Origin of the sequence: Pantoea phosphatilytica (assembly GCF_051025615.1) — a bacterium.
Lineage (GTDB): Bacteria > Pseudomonadota > Gammaproteobacteria > Enterobacterales > Enterobacteriaceae > Pantoea.
This window is the reverse complement of record NZ_JBPFDF010000004.1, coordinates 143,649-163,563: the sequence shown is the minus strand read 5'-3', so window position 1 is coordinate 163,563 and position 19,915 is coordinate 143,649. Positions and strand designations below refer to the sequence as shown.

15 protein-coding genes and 1 pseudogene are annotated in these 19,915 nt (G+C 54.9%); 9 read left to right on the top strand and 7 right to left on the bottom strand.

What is annotated here, in order from left to right; translation table 11 throughout:
• Positions 1 to 32 precede the first annotated feature (32 nt).
• Positions 33 to 1,307, bottom strand: coding sequence for a DUF2254 domain-containing protein (locus ACR6AS_RS15750; protein WP_418801249.1), 1,275 nt, complete (start codon positions 1,305 to 1,307; stop codon positions 33 to 35).
• Between the two features lie 593 nt (positions 1,308 to 1,900).
• Between ACR6AS_RS15750 and ACR6AS_RS15745 the strand changes: the two genes are divergently transcribed.
• Positions 1,901 to 3,379 (top strand): SulP family inorganic anion transporter, encoded by a 1,479-nt coding sequence (locus ACR6AS_RS15745; protein WP_434162901.1) that lies wholly within the window; start codon positions 1,901 to 1,903, stop codon positions 3,377 to 3,379.
• Between the two features lie 389 nt (positions 3,380 to 3,768).
• On the opposite strand, the gene ACR6AS_RS15740 is transcribed toward ACR6AS_RS15745, so the two are convergent.
• Positions 3,769 to 4,440 (bottom strand): winged helix-turn-helix domain-containing protein, encoded by a 672-nt coding sequence (locus ACR6AS_RS15740; RefSeq protein ID WP_111138959.1) that lies wholly within the window; start codon positions 4,438 to 4,440, stop codon positions 3,769 to 3,771.
• A 731-nt stretch (positions 4,441 to 5,171) separates the two neighbouring features.
• Between ACR6AS_RS15740 and ACR6AS_RS15735 the strand changes: the two genes are divergently transcribed.
• The gene (locus ACR6AS_RS15735; protein WP_434162898.1) at positions 5,172 to 5,573 is read left to right on the top strand and encodes a GFA family protein; all 402 of its coding nucleotides are present in this window, start codon (positions 5,172 to 5,174) and stop codon (positions 5,571 to 5,573) included.
• Between the two features lie 1,107 nt (positions 5,574 to 6,680).
• Positions 6,681 to 7,589 (top strand): alpha/beta hydrolase, encoded by a 909-nt coding sequence (locus ACR6AS_RS15730; RefSeq protein WP_418798853.1) that lies wholly within the window; start codon positions 6,681 to 6,683, stop codon positions 7,587 to 7,589.
• 130 nt (positions 7,590 to 7,719) lie between these two features.
• Here ACR6AS_RS15730 and ACR6AS_RS15725 read toward each other — a convergent pair whose 3' ends face one another.
• Both ACR6AS_RS15725 and ACR6AS_RS15720 read right to left on the bottom strand, forming a co-directional pair.
• The gene (locus ACR6AS_RS15725; protein ID WP_375717758.1) at positions 7,720 to 8,943 is read right to left on the bottom strand and encodes a cupin domain-containing protein; all 1,224 of its coding nucleotides are present in this window, start codon (positions 8,941 to 8,943) and stop codon (positions 7,720 to 7,722) included.
• 503 nt (positions 8,944 to 9,446) lie between these two features.
• Entirely contained in the window at positions 9,447 to 9,896 is a 450-nt protein-coding gene (locus tag ACR6AS_RS15720) for a GNAT family N-acetyltransferase (protein ID WP_293772526.1), read from the bottom strand.
• Between the two features lie 195 nt (positions 9,897 to 10,091).
• Here ACR6AS_RS15720 and ACR6AS_RS15715 point away from each other — a divergent pair, with 195 nt between their 5' ends.
• Positions 10,092 to 10,862 carry a carbon-nitrogen hydrolase family protein gene (locus ACR6AS_RS15715; RefSeq protein ID WP_434162894.1) on the top strand — a complete coding sequence of 257 codons (771 nt, stop codon included), beginning with the start codon at positions 10,092 to 10,094 and terminating at the stop codon, positions 10,860 to 10,862.
• Between the two features lie 36 nt (positions 10,863 to 10,898).
• Here ACR6AS_RS15715 and ACR6AS_RS15710 read toward each other — a convergent pair whose 3' ends face one another.
• Positions 10,899 to 12,551 carry a methyl-accepting chemotaxis protein gene (locus ACR6AS_RS15710; protein ID WP_434162892.1) on the bottom strand — a complete coding sequence of 551 codons (1,653 nt, stop codon included), beginning with the start codon at positions 12,549 to 12,551 and terminating at the stop codon, positions 10,899 to 10,901.
• A gap of 325 nt (positions 12,552 to 12,876) precedes the next feature.
• On the opposite strand from ACR6AS_RS15710, the pseudogene ACR6AS_RS15705 reads away from it, so the two are divergent.
• The 3 genes and pseudogenes from ACR6AS_RS15705 to ACR6AS_RS15695 form a co-directional block, all read left to right on the top strand.
• Positions 12,877 to 13,224 (top strand): annotated as a pseudogene (locus tag ACR6AS_RS15705) (transcriptional regulator); the annotation flags it as partial.
• 335 nt (positions 13,225 to 13,559) lie between these two features.
• Positions 13,560 to 14,816, top strand: a complete 1,257-nt coding sequence (locus ACR6AS_RS15700) for an MFS transporter (RefSeq protein WP_293772543.1) — start codon at positions 13,560 to 13,562, stop codon at positions 14,814 to 14,816.
• Positions 14,817 to 14,940: 124 nt separating this feature from the next.
• On the top strand, positions 14,941 to 15,624 hold the full coding sequence (locus tag ACR6AS_RS15695) for a hypothetical protein (RefSeq protein ID WP_434162888.1): 684 nt from the start codon (positions 14,941 to 14,943) through the stop codon (positions 15,622 to 15,624).
• 58 nt (positions 15,625 to 15,682) lie between these two features.
• Here the strand turns inward: ACR6AS_RS15695 and ACR6AS_RS15690 are convergent, their stop codons facing one another.
• Entirely contained in the window at positions 15,683 to 16,411 is a 729-nt protein-coding gene (locus ACR6AS_RS15690; protein ID WP_111138949.1) for an SDR family NAD(P)-dependent oxidoreductase, read from the bottom strand.
• 98 nt (positions 16,412 to 16,509) lie between these two features.
• Here ACR6AS_RS15690 and ACR6AS_RS15685 point away from each other — a divergent pair, with 98 nt between their 5' ends.
• Positions 16,510 to 16,890, top strand: a complete 381-nt coding sequence (locus ACR6AS_RS15685) for a winged helix-turn-helix transcriptional regulator (RefSeq protein WP_293772547.1) — start codon at positions 16,510 to 16,512, stop codon at positions 16,888 to 16,890.
• 217 nt (positions 16,891 to 17,107) lie between these two features.
• On the opposite strand, the gene ACR6AS_RS15680 is transcribed toward ACR6AS_RS15685, so the two are convergent.
• Complete coding sequence (locus ACR6AS_RS15680) at positions 17,108 to 18,367, bottom strand: diguanylate cyclase domain-containing protein (RefSeq protein WP_418798871.1); 1,260 nt, start codon at positions 18,365 to 18,367, stop codon at positions 17,108 to 17,110.
• A 721-nt stretch (positions 18,368 to 19,088) separates the two neighbouring features.
• Between ACR6AS_RS15680 and ACR6AS_RS15675 the strand changes: the two genes are divergently transcribed.
• Positions 19,089 to 19,862, top strand: coding sequence for a COG4705 family protein (locus ACR6AS_RS15675; protein ID WP_111138946.1), 774 nt, complete (start codon positions 19,089 to 19,091; stop codon positions 19,860 to 19,862).
• Positions 19,863 to 19,915 lie beyond the last annotated feature (53 nt).

Here is a 19,915-nt window from a genome sequence, read left to right as displayed (position 1 = left end):
TAAAAGAGTAAAAGCGAAACGGCGCCGTTTGGTCAGTTATTCAGCGATTTGTCGGAGATAACGGCCTCTGCCTGCCAGCGGGCAACCCGTTCCACCGCCGCTTTGTCCGCTTCGCTGGTCATTGCGAGGCTGGCACGCACCAGCGCAAGCTGCGCATGACGCTTCGCCTCCGCGCCATAGCGATGCGGTGCAATCATCGCTAACGCCTGAAGCGCTTTCTGCAGGCGCAGCTGTACCTCCACCAGGGCGGCCCCATCGCGTGCGATGCCGGTAAACATATCGTCGAACATATCGCCTATCCCGGCGGGCTGCATAAAGAGCCGGGGATACTGCGGCGTCTCCGATTCCTGCGGTTCGCTGGGGCTGAACAGCCGGACCGCCCGCCCGATAATATCGATTGCCGTGCCGGGGTCGTTAACCGCCGGAGAGAGTGCGCGTGAGGCAATTTCAGACAGGACGCAGAGTCCGAAACGGGGGTCCTGTTCAAACGAGCGCTGTTCACCCAGGGTAAACGCGCTGAGCAGTCGCTGAAGGTCCTCATCCGCAAGCGGCCTGTCGCACCAGAACAGCGGGGCCGCGCCATGCACAAAACTGCCGGGCTGCGCGGTGAGATAGAGATGGCACGCTTTTTCCTCTGCGAAGCCGGCGAGTTCCTGCAGATCCAGATGCTGCAGATAGCCCGCCTGCGGCGGGTAAACGCGGTGCAGCGGGATCGTTTCCGGCAGGATGCCGTCCCAGAAGGCGCAGCCCATGCAGGGCGACCGGAGGCGGTGGTGAAGGGCCGCCGTCGTGGCCTCCTCAACGCGATGCGACGTATCAGACAGGCAGCCAAACTGCGCCAGATGCTGTATCCAGCGCAGCAGGGTGATCACGATCATGGCAATCACGGCCAGGGTGACAAAAAACAGAATAACGCGCCCCTGCATGCCATAAGCCCCCATGCCGAGCGCGATAATCCCCACCAGGCTGTACAGGAAAGAGCCGATAAAGGTTGCCAGCATGGTCTGGGTGGTGCTGTCTTCAAGCAGCAGAACCGTCGCGCGCGGCGTGACGCTGCTGCTGGCAGAATTGTACGCCGTCACCATGATGTTAAGCGAAAAGGTCGTCACGGCCAGCATACTGGAGGCCAGGATAGTCAGTATCTTATCCACCGCGTCACTTCCCACAATGCCCGACATAGAGATGGGAATGAAAGGCTTAATCGCAATGGCGACCAGGGCAGTGATCACCGCCAGCACGGCGAACAGTGAGCTGCGAAACCAGAGCTGGCGGGTCAGCCGATGAATAATCCACTGCGTTTTAGACATCATGTCACCTGTTATCTTAATTTCAGTTACGGCTGAACAGCCAGCACGGCCTCTGAGATGATCGTTCTGCTGCACCCCCGGAGTGAAGAACAGCAGCTGTAACGGTATCGCCAGAGAGGGCCCGCGTGGGTTACGCCCGGCGCGGCGCGCATCCGGCTTCAGAGTAAGCATAGCCGGGGGTGCACGATTTACCTCTGTCCTGCCTGATGCGATCCTGCCGGGCCGGATTCCCCCGCGCGTCGTCAGCCATGCACTGCTTTTTGTCCCTGCCCGGCATTTTGAGCAGAGATTGACCTCATCCTGCTTTCGTTTATAGTATTCAGCCTGTCCTGATCGGCCTGATGTGCCGATCGGACTTCGCCGCCAGCGCCCGTCACCGGAGCCTGGTTTACATCCATCCTGAAGGCACGCTGTTGCCGTAAAGGAGATTTCAGACATCATGCGTCTTACGCCACCCTGAGTCGTCCCCCTTCCCTGCTGCACTGAGACATCTCAGTCGCGCACTCAATAACATCCCGTCTGCGGATGTGCTTTTTCGTACCTGAATTTTCTGCCCTCATGGGCTGACCGTATCTAAAATCTGAGAAATGACTATGCTGCTGTCCTCAACGCGTAAGGACTGGCTGGGTAACGTCCGTGGTGACGTCCTTGCCGGTACTGTGGTTGCGCTCGCGCTTATTCCTGAAGCGATCGCCTTTTCTATCATTGCTGGCGTCGATCCGCAGGTCGGGCTCTATTCCGCCTTCTGCATCCCCCTCGTCATGGCCTTTCTGGGCGGTCGCCCGGCGATGATCTCCTCCTCCACCGGCGCGATGGCGCTGCTGATGGTCACGCTGGTGAAAGATCACGGGCTGCAGTATCTGCTGGCTGCCTCCGTGCTGACCGGCATCATCCAGCTGATGGCCGGATACCTGAAGCTTGGCAGCCTGATGCGCTATGTCTCCCGTTCGGTCGTGACCGGATTTGTTAATGCGCTGGCCATACTGATATTCATGGCGCAGCTGCCGGAGCTGACCCACGTGACCTGGCACGTCTACGCGCTCACGGCTGCCGGTCTGGCGATTATTTATCTCTTCCCCCTCCTGAATAAAACCCTTCCCTCCCCGCTGGTCTGCATCGTTGTGCTGACCTCGATTTCCATGTGGCTGCATCTGGATGTGCGCACGGTGGGTGACATGGGCAAACTGCCGGACAGCCTGCCGGTGTTCCTCCTTCCGGACATCCCGCTTAACCTTAATACCCTGCTGATTATCCTGCCCTACTCAGCGGGACTCGCCGTGGTCGGACTGCTGGAGTCCATGATGACGGCCACCATTGTGGATGACATGACCGACACGCCGAGCGATAAGAACCGCGAGTGCAAGGCGCAGGGCATCGCCAATATCTGCACGTCGTTTATTGGCGGGATGGCGGGCTGCGCGATGATTGGTCAGTCGGTGATTAACGTCAGGTCGGGCGGTCGCGGGCGACTCTCCACGCTGACGGCGGGCGTGGTGCTGCTGTTGATGGTGGTGTTCCTGCGCGACTGGGTGTCGCAGATCCCTATGGCCGCGCTGGTGGCGGTGATGATCATGGTTTCTATCGGCACCTTCTCATGGCGTTCGATTGCGAACCTGCGCACGCATCCGCTTTCAACCAGCGTGGTGATGCTGGCGACCGTTGCCGTGGTGGTGGCAACACACAACCTGGCGTTTGGCGTGCTGACCGGTGTACTGATTGCGTCCCTGAACTTCGCCACGAAGGTAGCCCGCTTTATGGCAGTCACCTCTGAGCGGAAAGAGGAGACCCGGACCTATACGGTTACCGGTCAGGTCTTCTTTGCTTCGGCCGATCGCTTCACCCGCCACTTCGACTTTCGCGAGCCGCTGAAGCGCGTAATCATCGACGTGACGCACGCCCATTTCTGGGACATCACGTCGGTCAGCGCGCTGGATCGTATTGTGATTAAGTTCCGCCAGGAAGGCGCCGTGGTGGAAATCAGAGGGATGAATGACGCGACCCGGACGCTCGTCGATCGTTTCGGCGTGCATGAAAAACCCGAAGAAGCGGAAAAACTGCTGAGCGGTCATTGATTCTCAGGAGTGGCATCCTGAATACCGGGTGATCGGATCATCCTCAGCCCGCCTGGTCCGTGCGTCTGCGGCCCGGACGGCCGGGAACAGGGCCATTGGGGCCATGGATGAGCGATCACGCTTTCCGGTGGTGACGTTCAGAAGCAGCTGAGGCTGCGTTAACTTTCGGGGCCTGCGGCGCAGGCCCTTTTTTATGGCGCGGCGTGATAAGCAGGCCTCTGCTGAAACCGATATCACTGACTCCGCGCTAAAAGAGAGGCGGAGATTCCGTCTGCCCGGCCCTGCCACGCAGATTGTCCGGCATGACACCGACGCCCGGCCCTGAGCAATCGCTCGCGATGCGGGACTCGCCCGCGTTAGCTTACGCGAACCGGCTCAGAGTCGGGCCGCTATAGCTGCTGCCGGAAGACATATCCAAGCCCGCGGATACTCTGGATCTGAAACCCGGAATCCCGGCACAGTTTTTTCTTGAGCCGACAAATCAGAACGTTAACCACATCCTGATTGCGCAGGTCAGCATCCGCGTAAAGCTGGCCCATCAGTTCATCCCGCGTCACGACTTTCCCATTTCGCTTCATCAGGAACTCAGCAACCAGATACTCGAAGTTGGTCAGCTCGACCTGCGTGCCATTTCTTAATACCTGTTTCCCCGTTAGATCGAGCTCATAAGGCGGCAGCCTTATCCGGCTTGAGGCAATCCCCCGGCTGCGGCGGTCGATGGCGCTGATACGCGCGACAAACTCTTCAGGCTCAATCTCATCGGAAACAATGTCATCCGCGCCGGCTTCGTAGGCTGCGATCCTCAGAGCCTGCGTGCTATCAGCTGCGGTGACGATCACCGGCGTTGTAAATCCCCTTTTGCGGTAACGTCTGATCAGCGCGCAGTGCTGCTCACAAAGCAAATGTGTGCTGATGATAAACACGTCAGGAGAGAATTTTTTAAGCGAACGCAGTGCGTTATCCGTGTCTGAAAAGGTATCGGTCACAAATCCCAGCCGTGAGATCAACGCCGGGGCAAAGCGGGAGGAAGCCTGATTTTTATCAAATATCAGAATACGCATTTACCAGTCCGCCAGTCTGTTAAAGGTTAAGAATAACTTATATTAAAATATCCAAATAACACAAAATGTCAACTTGCCGAACAGCAGATTTTTCATGCGTCGGGAGTGACGTCGCATATATTTCCTTCACTGACACGCCGGTTAAGCCATTTGCAATGACGGGCAGAGCGAGACTGTCACTCTTTTGGCTTGTATCTCCGCATCCAGCGATTGTCGATAATCAGTAAGGTAAACTAATATCACTAACGTTATGCGGTGAGCCGACTGGCTCCGGAAAGCCACTATGCAATAACATTTTTACTGAAAAACGACAGCGCCTGCGCCATACAAACCCGAAGCAGACATCTGTCCCGAGACAGCTTTTCAGCAGGCATGTCCGGCAATGCATTCCGGCAACAAAGGCCCCTGGTCAGAGGCCAGTAAATGACGATTGCAAAACGGCCAGACGGGTTAGAAAAAGAGCGACCTTCATTCTTACCGTCGAAGATTAAAAAAACCTTAACGTGGATGAGCGTGCCGCTGAGAGCTGTTCAGCCTGAACGAAACGCGGGGGTGCGGACAGCCAGGATTGGCTGGCGGGAGCCGGAAGCATCGTCAGGTCGGGCTGACGGCAAAAGCAGATAATCAATAGAGAGTCATCACCCCTGAAGGGTGTTAAAGCATTGTTAACTTAATCAGGACTGGTTAAGTATGACGTTTCAGGAGATGTCTGACTGCTATCAGGAGCCGTTATGAAAGGAAGCTGTCTGTGTAAGAAAATCCAGTATGAATGCGATGTAATGGAAGAGGGGATTCTGAACTGTCACTGTCATACCTGCAGAAAAGCACACGCCGCCCCATATGTCCCGGCAGCGGGGGTAAAACGTGAACATTTCAGATGGCTAAAGGGAAGTGAGTACCTCAGTTCATATGCCTCTTCCCCGGATAAATTGCGTCATCTCTGTTCACTCTGCGGCTCAAACCTGATGGCAGAGAGGCCGCATCAGGGCCACGTCATCGTGCGCGTGGCAACCCTGGATGAGCCACCTTTTTCTGCGGCAATTTCATATATCTGGTACTCTCATGATGCCCCGTGGCTCAGTGAAAATCAGGATACGCCTTATTATGCGCAATGGCAGAAAGCCGATGATTAATGGCATTACCCTAACAGCGTGGCCCGCTGTTCGCTCATCGTGGAGATAAAGCTGTCACCGTCCGCTTTGTGCCAGACGCGGACATTGATATTTCAATATTGAGAACTTTAACCGCTTTGCTAATGAAAACCGGGGATCTACGCCCGACATGCAATGCGACTTCCTTACCTCGCTCAGCGCTGAAGCTCACCAAAGCCAACGTCGCCTGGATTCTTGCCAGGCTCCGTGCCACAGGTCAAAACGTGTGAGTGGTTCGAGTTTTTTTAGAACGGCAACTTCACCCGCAGATAAGAGACTTCGCTCTGAAATAGAAATACCGAAAAGGCCTTCAGCGACCGGAAATATTTCACATTCTGATATCAGCGCTCCCAATGCTTTTTCTATCTTGTTACGCTCTGCTTTGATAATTAACTGGAGTCCCAACAGCTTCTAAACTCCACAATCGCTACCTGCTCAAGCGCTTGCCTGACCAAGGCCTGAGCCTGATCAGGGATAGACTGCCCTCTGATGTCATAGACGACCCGGCAAGTTTGAATGTGCGGTGGAAGCTGCGATAGTCCCCAGCTTATTCTGGCAATATTGTATGCAATACTGAGTCTTATTGATTCCGGTGATGCCAGACTGTGGTTGGACAAAAGTAGAAACACGCCGCGTTCTTCATTTATAAACTCCGGGGTGAACATTACGCCTCCATTTCATTGTCTTCGCCAAACGCTGGAAATTGAGTGCTTTCTCATCAATGTCTTATCTTATCAGAAATACTCTCCGAGTCTCGATGCCCGCTTCTCGCTCAAAGTAGACGCTGGCTGACATGCCTGCTCCGTACCAGAAGCAGACGTTTTCAGCATCTGCATGCATTAATCTTTCGAGACGAGCGCTCACTGCATAGCCATGCAGACGCGCTGAAATCTTCAGGACAGTTTTTTAGAATACGGGCAAGAAAGGTCCCGCTTTTAGTCCGCCCGCGTCAGAAACGCGTGGAGAGTGCCCGCAGGGGTGCGCCCAGCCACTTTTATGTAAAATAAATCTCGTGCATGAAGGAAATGGTGCATGCTTCATGTCACAAATTCACAGGTAGTGAATCGAATTAAATAAGGAATTCAGGACGTGATTGACTTCATGCGTTTTGTCGAGCGTTATGAGCAGTTTGACGCTTCATCACTCCCATCTGATAACATCACCGAGTGCCGGATCAATGATTTATATATCCGGGTATACGCGCCAGTGGCAGATCTCAATGAGGTTCTTATTGTCTACCATGGTGGCGGGGTAAACTCTGACGCAGGCTACGACATTCTTGCACGACAGTTGAGTTACGATCTGCCCGTCTGTGTTTGTCTCGTCGATATCCGTGGGCACGGTCGTTCAGTTGGTGTCCGGGGAGAAGCTTCCAGTCCGGTTCAAATCTGGCGGGATATAGATGTTGTCATTGATTATGTCCGAACCTCTTTTTGTGATGCCAGAATTCACTTGCTTGGCCATTCCAGTGGAGGCGGCATGCTGATAAATTACTTCACTCAATACTCTCAATCGAGGAGTGTTGAAAGCCTGATCCTGCTGGCCCCAGCATTAGGTCCTTTTTCACCTCCGGATCTGAACCGCGACTTTTCCTCTCCCTTTGCATCGATAAACCGTTTGAGTTTCATAGTCAATGCAATGAGTGCAGGTTTTTTGTGTGGACGTCGTGCAGGAGTAAGGCTTAATTTCCCCTGTGAGGTAATCAATGCGAGGCCTGACTTTGTTCATACGTACAGCGTTAATATGGCTAACGCCCTTACCCCTCGTAATCCCGAAAGGCAACTTAAAGAAATCTCTATTCCGGTAACAGTCATGCTCGCTGAGCATGATGAACTGTTTGATGTAAGCCGTATGGATAAATTTTTCAGGAGCTGCGGCAATCCGAATGTAAGCATTCGGGTTGTAGCAGAGAGTACACATCTCGATTGTATTTTTGAGTTAACGGATAGGGTGGCGGAACATTTCACTGGCCTGACTTCCAGAGCGCAATATAGATAGTAGGTCTAATACGGAATAACATCTTTATCCCATAGGTTTGACGTCCGCTTCTCACTCAAAGCACACTGTTTCTTTCACCTCTTATCAGACTGGCGTCTGCACCTGAAATTCAGGCACAGACGCTTCCCGTTTACTTCACTACCGGGTTCTTTTTAAGGGAGAGCATGTTCATAAACTCATCATCCAGGTGCAGATGCTGCCGGACAAGTTCAGGTGGTGTGCTCGCCAGCCACTGGTTAAGCGAAATATCGGCATAGTAATCGCTTTTAAACAGCTCAAGAAAACGCAGCGGCCCTTTACCGGTATTTTCAATGTAGTGTCCCATTGCAAAAGGCACATAGCCAACATCTCCGGCGCGATAATCGAACGTTCTTGCCTGACCGGACGAGGCAAAGACCCCCATCCGCCCCTCACCTTCCAGATAATACTGCCACTCATCATTATTAGGGTGCCAGTGCAGCTCGCGTAGGCCGCCCGGCTCAATTTCCACCAGCGCGGCGGAAATGGTTTTAGATACCGGGAAATTGGATGAGTCGGTGATCCTGACAGTTCCTCCCGGCGCGCGCACCGGTTCCTGAGCCAGCATCCTGTGCGTAAAGCGGATTTTCGACTTCGCGGCGCCTTTTATGCTGTCCGATTCCAGGCTGCCCGGCACATTACCGGCAAAGATATATTCATCATCAGGCGAAGGAAGATGCGCAAAAGAAGAGACGGGTACCTTAAAGTTTTTGGCGAGAATTTCCGGCGGAATGTGTCTGAACCAGTCTGACAGCAGAAAAGTGCTGTCCTCATCAAAATTGCCGTCGTCAAAAGCCAGTAAAAACTCGCAGCCATCGGGACCGAGCCCCTGAATCGAGTGGGGAATGCCCGGTGGAAAATACCAGAGATCGCCCGCCGCAATGTCGTCGACGAACCATCCGCCGCTGGTGTCAAACGCTGTCACCCGCGCATTGCCGTATGTCATATAAGCCCATTCGCCCTCCTTGTGCCAGTGCAGCTCGCGGATGCCCCCTGCATTAAGGCGCATATCGACGCCCGCAATCGTCGTAGAGATGCCCAGCTCACGCTGCGTCACCTGCCGCGTCCAGCCACCGCTTCCCTTGCGAACGTGCGCGTCGCTGAAAGAGAAGCGCAGATTCGGCAGTGTTCCGCTGTCTGTCGCAGGCGGATTAACGATATCCGGGTTTTCTGCTTCGCGGACGGGATCATGAGGGCCGGGATCCCGTCCTCCGCCACCCGTTCCGGCAGGAAACGTCTTCACGGTATTGTCGTGAGCCATCGCCTGACCAGCCGCAAGCGCGACAGTTCCCCCTGCCGCAAAAGCCATAAAGTGTCTTCTTGTCAGTGTTTTCATAGCCATCCATCCTCAGAATAGTGTTTATCTCTGGTCTTATTTTGCTAACGCCCTACCGTTATAGACGCGCTGAAAATGAAGGCAGCAACAATTTTGTAACACTGGAGAGGCATTGGAATAACCGTATGAACAGTCAAGGCTGCTGAATGTATTCAGAAAAATTAAGACTGTTTAATCTCCGTATATCTGTCAGGGTTTTCCCCCTAAAATATGCGCACTTATCGTTAATCAACACGCCGCGTTTTAATTTCTGGTCAGCCGATTATCCGTTACAACTGATAAAATTTTTTACCAATTGCGTGAATTAGCAGACGCTGAATGTCGGCAACTCCGTGCCCGATATGTTATTTCAAAGAACGAGGCGATACGGGTGATGGCGAACGAAAGCATGGAGGGGATTTCTGCTGTGATTGCTACCTTCTATTCCGTGTTTCAGAACGTGTATGAAACGTTTTCTGGAGAATGGATGAATATGAGTTGTAAGACAGTGGGTGCTTTTGCGGTCAGGCTGGATGGCTGAGGCAGAACTGATGTGTGACTTTATCTCTGCCCGATAACGCAACAAAGCCCACCTGTTCGTAGAAAGCAAATGCCGATAAGGGCGCATTGGTATTAATCCGATCGAACCAGCGGTCGGCATCCCGGAGTATTTCACTGAGCAGACGGCTGCCTGTCCGCCTGTTTCGCCATTCCCTGTCTATATAGAAATGTCGCAGCCGCCCGATGCCCGTTTCCGGTACAAAAGGATCGATATTAAGTCCGCATACGCCGACCATAAGGCCACCAGCGTAAGCGCCCATCAGTTTTTCTCCGGGCCTGTCAAAACGGTTATGTCCGCTGAGCCAGTTTTCTTCCAGCCGACGCAGCATATTAAATCCCCCGGCTATACTCTGCGATTTCAGCGGCCCAAAGCCGGTGCTGTCCGGGGTAATCTTCGCAAACTGGATATCCATTAAATCCTCCTGCATTTCACTCTGCATAAACGACGGGATTAACTGAGCGCCGGTAATGATCAGGGTACTGCGCCTGGCTTCCGGGTGTCGCTGAGTGCCGGAAGTTAACAGGTCTTTTTTACGCGGCCAGAGTGATGACGCCAGACGTCTGTTTCCGTATGGTAACCCGGAGACCTTAATCAGACAGGACAGTCTATGGACGCAACTGAGAGAAAGTTAAGAATCGCAGCCGGACAGTTTGCCCCGGCGCGTGGCTGTATCGAAGAAAACAGGCGTCACCACGAATTCCTGGTGACATCTGCAGCCTCTGCTGGCGTTAATCTTATCATTTTCCCTGAACTTTCTCTGACGGGTTATGAACCTGAGCTGGCGGCTGAACTGGCTCTCTCCGATGAAACCTGCCTTGCTCCCCTTCAGGCATTGTCTGACAGATATGACATAACAATTATTGCAGGCGCGCCAGTGTCTGTTGAAGGGAAAAAGCCTGCTGTTGGTGCATATGTTATTTCATCCCATCGCCCGGTTACCTGTTACCTGAAAATGCACCTTCATCCGGGTGAATCCGACTATTTTTCAGCAGGCACCAGTGAGTGCGTTATCGAAGAAAGGGCATTTCATCTGGGCTTAGCAATATGCGCCGATGCCGGACAGCCACTTCATGCAGAGCGAACAGTACAGCAGGGTGCTGAAATTTATCTGAACTCAGTGTTGAGCGCCGGTGGCTATGATAATGATGCGCAGCAGCTTAAGGATTACGCCAGACTTTATGCCCTGCCCACCCTGATGGCGAATTATTGCGGGCCGTCAGGAGGCTGGAAACCGGTGGGTAAAAGCGCCGCATGGAATGCCAGGGGAGAACGTATCGCTCAGGCACCCGAAGATTGCGCCGCGCTGGTCATCGTTGATATTCACGATGGCACCTGTTCGGGAGAGGTTATCTGTTTCAATCAGGAAGCCAGTGCTTAGAAACGCACCGCGCCTGCCTGAGGCGCGGTGACGTCATCAGAAGCTCGTCCAGCCGTCGTCCACGGTTTCCTCGCGGGGCTTAACGACCGCAGTCTGGACAGACGCTCTGGCGGTGGCAGCCGGAACCTGAACAGTCCCAGGAGCCGCATGATTTCCCAGGCTGAATACAGAGACCGCCTGAAGAAGTAGCGCCGCCTGCTCTCTGAGGCTCGATGCCGCAGAGGCTGACTCTTCAACCAGCGAGGCATTCTGCTGCGTGCTGGTATCCATTTCTGTTACGGCTATACCTACCTGCTCAATTCCGCGAGCCTGTTCGGCACTGGCTGAATTAATCTCTTCGACCGTATCCGTGAGTCTCCCGACCGCAGAGAGAATGCCCGACATGGTCTCAGAAGCATGGACCACCAGCTCATTACCCTGTCCGACGGTCGTGGCATTAGCTGCAATCAGCTGACGAATCTCCCCCGCAGCAGAGGCGCTGCGCTGCGCCAGTGACCGGACCTCGCTGGCGACGACCGCAAAGCCGCGGCCATGTTCACCGGCGCGTGCGGCTTCAACTGCGGCATTCAGCGCCAGGATATTGGTCTGGAAGGCGATGCCATCGATAACGGCGGTGATTTCACCGATGCGACCGGAGCTTTCGCTGATGGATTTCATCGTGCCGGTAATAGCCACCGTCGCCTCGTTGCCTTTACTGGCGACGTCACGCACGTTGACGGCCAGCTGACCTGCCTGGCGGGCGTTATCGGCGTTGTTTTTAACGGTCATCCCGAGCTGTGTCATGGTCGCGGCCGTCTGCTCAAGTGCACTGGCCTGCTCCTCAGTCCGCTGCGAGAGATCGGCGTTACCCTGGGCAATCTGGGTACTGGCGGAAGCCACATTTTCGGCATTGCTCCTCACCAGGCTGACGGTGTTAATCAGTGAGTCCTGCATCTCACCGATGGCCGTCAGCAGTTTGCCGGTTTCGTCCCGGCGGTCGCTGCGAACCACACTACTGAGATCCCCGCGCGAAACACGCTGGGCCGCCTCTACCGCATCCTGAAGAGGACGCGTGATACTGCGCGTAATGATCCACGCAGAGATAGCCGCCAGCAGCAGGGCCACCACGCCGGCAATGGTTATGATCGTCAGTGCACCAGCACGGTCGTCGCGCGCTTTGGCTGCGGCGGCACTCATACGCCCTTCCTGGAAGGTCTGCATCTCCTTCAGGGACGCCATGTAGTCGCCCTGAGTCTGATAACGGGGGCCGAAAAGCAGCTGTGTGGCCTCTTCACTTTTGCCCTGTTGCGCCAGGGTTACAACGTCATCAATGAAAGGCAGAAAGAGCGCAGCGTGGTCTTTAAGACGGGCATAAATCGCCTTTCCCTGCGGTGTGTTGAGCTGATCGCCGATAAGCGTGATCAGACCGTCCACCTTATGCCTTTCATCGCGATAGTCGCTGATAGCTTTTTCACGTTTGGTGGCATCGCTCAGGAGGATGGCGTTTCGCGCCAGACGACTCATATCTGAGGTGTAGTAGCGGAGTGAAAGCGATGTGGAGGCTTTGACATACAGACTGCCGGATATTTCATCGTTGGCCTGTCCGAGAGAGTTAATTTTTATGATGCCGATGAGCACCATAAACATGACAAGGAGCGCCATAAAGCCGAAGGCAGCGCCGAGCCTGATTCCTATTCTGATGTTATTCATACTTACCCTATGGTGTAAGGCATCAGCATGAAGGCATACCGCTGATGCAAAAAGGTTCCCCTGTTAACAGGAGGTATTGGTATAAAGCCCCGCAGCAGGTAATGCGGAATCATTATTATCGGCAACGGTGAGTAATTAATTACCCCGCACGACAGCGAAAAGTGAACCACGCCCCAGAAGTGAATTTACCGGCGGGGAACATGCAAGCCCAAGCGGATTGAGGATTATTAGAGTTTATTAAAATCAATAACTAATACATTGTGATAGCGATGAGCCTATCGCTAAGCAGCACCAACCCCATACCTGACTCATCGACAAAAACGGTTACGCACGCACCTGCTATGACCATCTTGCAGGTGAGCTTGCTGTCAGTATCTATGAATACATGCTGCGTGAAAAATGGCTGACAGCTGATGGCTCTGGGCTGACCTCGTCCGGGAAAATCTGTTTTGCAAAAATGGGCGTCGTACCTGAGCCTCGATCACGCCGCAGGCCCTGCTGCCCGTGTCTGGACTGGAGCGAGCGACGTTATCATTTAGGCGGAAATGCTGGCTCTGCACTGCTAACGCTGTTTCTGCAAAAGAAATGGTTCACGCGGGTACCGGGGTATCGTGAGGTGAACGTGACGGATGCAGGCCGGACAGCATTATTCCGGCTGTTTGATCTGAAATAGGTCACGGTGGCCCCCCCAACCAGGCAGTAACAGGCCCGACCTGGCCGGTTTATCCGGCTCCGGGTCTGCCGCGCAATGTTCCTCTGCTTAGGCTCTTGCCCGCCCCGCCTCTGCCTGCATCCCTTAATTCAGCACTTCCGTCGGCGTTTTTGATTCCGGCTGGCCTGTTCCCTTTATATTCCTCTTCGGTTAACGGTGTTTACCTGATAAGCGGGTGAAATCAACAGTTCATTAACAATCCGGTTGCGATGACGGATGAATAAAATTATTACTATTTAGTCGCTTATGACTGCACGCCCAAAGAATCGCTAATCATTCTCATATAAGGATATTTTATGAAATCTGAACCTGCCGACGGTGCGTGTCAGACACCGGGATTATTTCGGACGCTGCGGACGTTTCCGGGAACCGTCCACGCCCTGCTCTTTTTCACGTTGGTTATCCGCTTTAGCTATTTTATGGCGTGGCCCTTTATTGCCGTGATCATGACACAGAACTACCACATGTCTCCGATCGCCATTGGTGGCGCGATGACCAGCAGCGCTCTGATCTCCGTGGTGCTCGGCATGTACGGCGGACAGATCTCGGACAGACTTGGCCGACGCGTGATTCTTTTACTCGGCTGTGCCTTTTCGGCCCTGGGCTACATCATCCTCGCAAAGGCGGCAGGAATGGGGCTGTTTATTACCGGCCTGATGGTTATAGGCGTCTCCTTTGCCTGGGTGGATCCGCCACTGCGCGCGCTGATGAGTGATTTACTGGGCGATCGCCGTCGCCGGGCGCTTGCGCTGCAGATGCGTTATTACCTGATCAACGTCGCGGCCGTATTTGGTCCTCTGGTCGGGATAGCCTTCGGGCTGACCTCGCAGAAAGGCACATTCCTGATCACCGGCCTCTCCTACCTGCCTTTTTTCGTTTACGTGCTGCTGTTCATCCCGGCAGGGACATTACTGGCGGGAGAGCAGAAAGAGAGCGAGATAAAGCTCAGGCTGCATCAGGTAACGGGCATTATCATCAGGGACAGGGTATTTATTGCGGCGCTGCTGTGCAGCATTCTGTGTACCGTGGTGTTTATGCATTACGAAGCGGTTCTGCCTCAGTACCTCCTTCTGCTGAACGGCGAGAAGGCCATCAGGCTGATTACCCTGATACTGGTGACCAACGCGTGCACCGTACTGGTGTTTCAGACCTTTATCATGCGGTTTCTGGCGGGCTATGCGCTGCCAAAACGCATTCTGCTGGGTGGCTTGATTTTCGCCATATCACAACTCTGCTTTTTTTCGGTACGTTCTCCGGATGCCTGGATATGGCTCACGGTGACCTGTGTGTTCAGTATGGGTGAGGCGATCCTGATGCCAAATCTGAACATTCTGCTCGACCAGTTGGCGCCGCCAGCGCACCGGGGGGCCTATCTAGGCGCGTCCATGCTGTCTACCCTGGGGATTGCGGCAGGGCCGTTAATCGGTGGCGTGATGCTGGCATGGACCGGTGCCGGAGTATTTATCTGCACGGCGTTGCTGAGCCTTCTGCTCTGCGTCATTATCTTCGTCTGCAGACGCAGAATAGTGGCGCGATTGCAGAATACCCTGTGAGAGATGCGTCAGGCGCCCAGCATTCGGTCGTGGCATTGGACTTCAATTGCGGTTTCGCCACAACGTGATTGCTACCTCTTAACCACCTAAGGAAGATGATGATGTCATTGTTTCGGGGTCTGTTGTGAAACCAGCCACTCTGGAAGAGATATACCGTTCAGCCAATGAGAAAACGGTCGCGACATGGGCGAAAAATTCAGAGATCGGGAAGGTAAAAGAGGGTCATTACTATGATCCGGTAAAGCTTGCCCTTGCGACGGGCATTCAGCCGCCGTTATCGGCGGCTGTATCACGGCTTCTTGATGCGTTACAGCAACGTTTTCAGCACGATCCTCTGGCCGATATTCTGCCCGTCCGGGGCTTTCACTTTACCTTTCTGCCACTGACTTTACCGCTCTATGACGAACGCGAACCCTTACCGGAAAAAGTGGCGCAACTTGCGGCTATCTGGTCAGGCTATAACGCAAACACACTGGTTATCCGGCATCTTCGCCTGGTCGCACTGCCCAATCAGTTACTGCTGGCAGGCATTCCCGAAAGTCCGGCAGTTGACCAGCGTCAGAGCTTCTGCGAACAGGTGATGCAGTCTGACTGGAAAGCGGAGCTGCTGATGCGCCATGCCGGCAGGGCACTGCCCGCCCCTTTCTGGCACAGTACGATCCTGCGATACCACGCCGATTTTCTGCCCGACAGCCTGCGCCGCTATTTTCTGGAACATCAGGACCGGGATTATGGCGAAGTCTGCGGCGAGCTGATTCTGGCCAGCGTGAACTATAACTGGACAACCTGTCATCCCCTGTCGCGATGATCCCCGGCGCTGTCCGCCCTCCTGTGCGGAGCGCGGGCAGCGTCAGCACAAAGCCTTGCTATGCAGACATGCCGCCATCAATCACCAGTTCCGTGCCGCTGATATAGCGGCTCTCGTCGCAGGCCAGGAACAGCGCCGCTGACGCGACCTCATCGGGCTGACCCAGTCGTTTTGCCGGTATCTGCGCGCTCAGCGCCTCCCTGACGTCGTCGCTTGCCTGATCAAACATCGGCGTGTCGGTCGGGCCGGGGCTAAGGGTATTGACCCGGATGCCGCGCGGGGCCAGCTCATGACTCCAGGTTCGGGCGTAAGATCGCACCGCGGCCTTGCTGGCGGAATAGGTGCCGTAACCCGGATTCGCCATGCTGCCTGCGATCGAACCTACCAGCACGATGGCGCTGCCCTCCCCCATAAGCCGCATCGCACGCTGCACCGTCAGCACCATGGCCCGCACGTTCAGATTAAAGGCTCGGTCAAAGTGCGCCTCCGTCGTTTCATCCAGGCTCGCCGGTTCTGCCACACCCGATGAGCTGACGAGGATGTCGAGACGGCCAGCTCTGGCCTGCAGCGTATCGAACAGCTGCGCAAGATCGTCAGCATGGGTGAGATCGCCGGCGATGGTCTCGATCTGCCCATCGATCGAAGCAACAGCCTCAGCCAGCTGCGTTTCGCGGCGGCCGGTAATAAAGACCCGGGCGCCTTCCAGGGCAAATCGACGGGCAATAGCGAGGCCAATACCGCTGCTGCCGCCGGTAATCAGGGCAACTTTTCCACGTAGTTTCATCAGGGTGACTCCAGACGGATGTTAGACACCTGATGATATATTTTGTATATTTAGTGTCAATTACGCACCTGATGTATACCAGATATCCACGAGGAAACCCTGTGACAACCGACATCACGACACTGCTGGCCGAAATCAACAGTACCCGCCCTATCCTGGAACAGGTGGCGAACAAATGGTCGGTTCTGATCCTGACCGTGCTGTGCACTCAGCCCGCACGCTTTAACGCGATCAAGCGCAGACTCGATCCGATTACCCATAAGTCTCTGACAGAAGCCCTGCGGCGACTGGAACGTAATGGATTAGTGAGCCGCAGGGTGATTGCCTCATCGCCCGTGGCCGTCGAATATGCGATTACGCCGCTGGGCCAGACTCTGCAGACCCCTTTTGTCGCGCTGGTCGGCTGGGCAAAGCAACATGGAGCGACACTGGAACAGGCGCAGGCGGCCTATGACGCCGAAGGTGAAAACGGAATTGAATAAATTCGCGCGCAGCGGCGCAAAGTTGAGCTCGCCAGGGTCTGAAAAGGCAGATGCCGCGCCGCGCTCTCGCCGCCGGCGGATCCCATTGACGGATGTGTCCCGCGTTTATCAGGGCCGGACCTGATCCCTGCTCTGTTTCGGTCAGGAAAGGCATCAGGCTCCTCTGTCGGGCACAGAGCCACGCGGGGAAGGCGGAAATGACCCCGCCAGCCGTCATTTACTCGCCAGCGGACTGAGGCGGTAAATCAAAAAACTGCCAGGTGCCGTCACGGCGAGCTTTAGCCTGATACATTGCCTTATCCGCATTTTCAAATAACATTTTTGCGGAGGCGGTGCCAGAGCGGGCAAAGCTGATACCAATCGCGGCGCCGATGCGTACCTCCACGTTATTAATGGTAAAGGGCTTTTGCAGGCTACTGTTGATACGCAGGGCGATTGACGCCGCCGCTTCACGGTCCGTGCATCGGGCTGCCACCACAAACTCATCGCCCCCCAGCCGTGCCACCGCGTCACCGGGACGCATACAGCGTTGCAGCCGTTTACTGACCTGCTGCAGTAACGCATCCCCTGTCGCGTGCCCCATCAGATCGTTTACCGCCTTAAAGCCGTTGAGATCGATGAACATCACCGTGGTATAGCCCTGTTCATCCCTCCTGGCCAGCATCTGCTCAACCCTGTTGTTGATCCAGGCGCGATTATGCAGTCCGGTCAGCTGGTCCAGCGTTGCCAGCTTTTCAAGATCGCGCAACTTCTCTTTGTCTCGCGAGATGTCGCGGGATACCAGCACGGCACCGATATTTTTGCCCGTTGAGGGATTGGTCACGCCACAGGCTTTAGTACCCACGATCATGTAATGGCCGTCGCGATGCAGTTTGCGCACCTCCACCACATCCGGCAGCACGCCACCGCTGAAGAGCGTAGCCAGCGCTTCCGTAGCGGGCTGACGATCGTCGGGATGCAGTAAATCCACCACCCGGCGACCAATCACCTCTTCTGCGGTCCAGCCGATCATTTCGCAATAGGAGGGGGAGATGGAAACGTACCGGCCCTGCGCATCGCAGTGGGCGATCAGATCGGTGCTGTTTTCGATTAACAGACGATACTCCGCCGCCGTGCGCAGTGCATCCTCCAGTGCTTTGCGCTGTCCGGTCACATCAAGGATAAAGCCACTGTACTGCTGATGAGAGGCGCCAGGCTGCGAATCGGGCAGGCCAGAAACAAGGACACGGCGCGTCCTGCCATCCAGACAGTGAATCGGCACCTCAATGTGAAAAGGGGTCAGACCTTCCAGCGCCGCCGTGAGCTGCAATGCGACCTTTGCATCATCATCGGCCTGCGCCAGCCTCAGCCATGAACTCAGCGTGACACCCCTGAGTTCGGGCATCACGCCGGCAGGACTTTCCTGACTGGCGATACAGACACCCTGTGCGTCTGTAGACCAGACGGCGGTAAAGGAGGGTTTAATCATTGTGTACATGGCGGTCGGCTCCGACGTGACTGACGATATTTAACAAACTGAATACCCGTCGCACAGACCTGATTATAACCTTAAACCCCCAGCTGGCACGGAAGGCGGTACCGGGCGGAAGTTTATTCCTGCGAGATTCTCTGCCCTGAACGATGGCTGCAACTGAAACCTTTCCGGCTGCATTTTCTGAGGTGCCCTTCTCCCTGTGGCTCTGCGCATATATAACAGGATGCAGTGGTAAAGTATTAGCCTGTGTTTATCGGCTGATGAGCCGGAAACCTTTAACCCGGGTATCCGTTATACCGCCCCGCTCGTCCTAACGGTTGTGTGCGTTTTTTACCCCCTCACCAGCCTGACACCTTTTTTATCCGCCTGACGAAATTAAGAGGCATGCAAACAGATGCAGGCTTTATCAGCAGCTGCGGCGGCATTGTTTATTTTTCTTAAACGATTCGGCGCCACTGAGAGAACGTCTGGCGTTCTTTCAAAACCCAGCCTCCGACTTTTCGTCCATTAACTGCGCCTGAAATGCAGAGCAAAGTCCCCGCTGGTGCGCCATTAAGTCAAACCCCAGGTCAGATCCTGGAGCAGGCTCAGCCCGCTTTTGTGAGCCAGATTCGATTGCTCAGCAAAATCGCTTCCGCCGCTTGGTGCTTAATCTTTGCTTAAGATTGTTCTTATAACCTCACCGCTGTATTAGCTCATGTTGGGCTTGTCCGGAGTGTTATCCATGCAAAATAAACACACAGCCTCTCTCTCTTTCAGTAAAGTGCCAGCCGTGACCACAGCGTTCTGGCTGACTAAAATCGCAGCGACAACGCTGGGTGAAACCGGTGGTGACGCGGTGACGATGTCGATGAATCTCGGCTATCTGACCGGCACGCTGATTTTCGCCATCATCTTTCTGGTTGCGGTGGCGGTTCAAATCAATCGCCACAGCTTTAACAAATGGATCTACTGGTTCACCGTGGTCGCGACCACTACCGTCGGAACGACACTGGCGGATTTTGCAGACCGTTCGCTGGGGATTGGTTATCTGGGTGGCACCCTGCTGCTGAGCATCCTGCTGGCCCTCTCACTCTTTCTCTGGAAAGTGACCTGCGGAACCGTGGCGGTCAGCTCGGTCAGCAACGGCGTGACTGAGACGTTTTACTGGGTCACTATTATGTTCTCCCAGACGCTGGGCACCGCACTGGGTGACTGGACAGCCGACAGCGAAGGGCTGGGCTACGATGGCGGGATCCTGCTGTTTGTCGGTGCCCTGGCTATCATCTGGGCGGCCAGTTGCTTTACTGCTCTCTCACGCACCGCACTTTTCTGGGCCGCGTTTATTCTGACCCGCCCCCTGGGTGCGGTTGTTGGTGACTTCCTGGATAAACCTTTTGCCGCAGGCGGACTGGCGCTGAGTCGCTACGGTGCCTCGCTGGCCCTGGCGCTGATGATTATCGCCTTCCTGGTTCTGCTGCCTCAGCGTCCCGCAACCCGTCGTGTCACGACAGGCTGACGCGACGACCCGCCTTCATCGCTGTGATCAGAGCCGCCCGCCGTGGCGGCTTT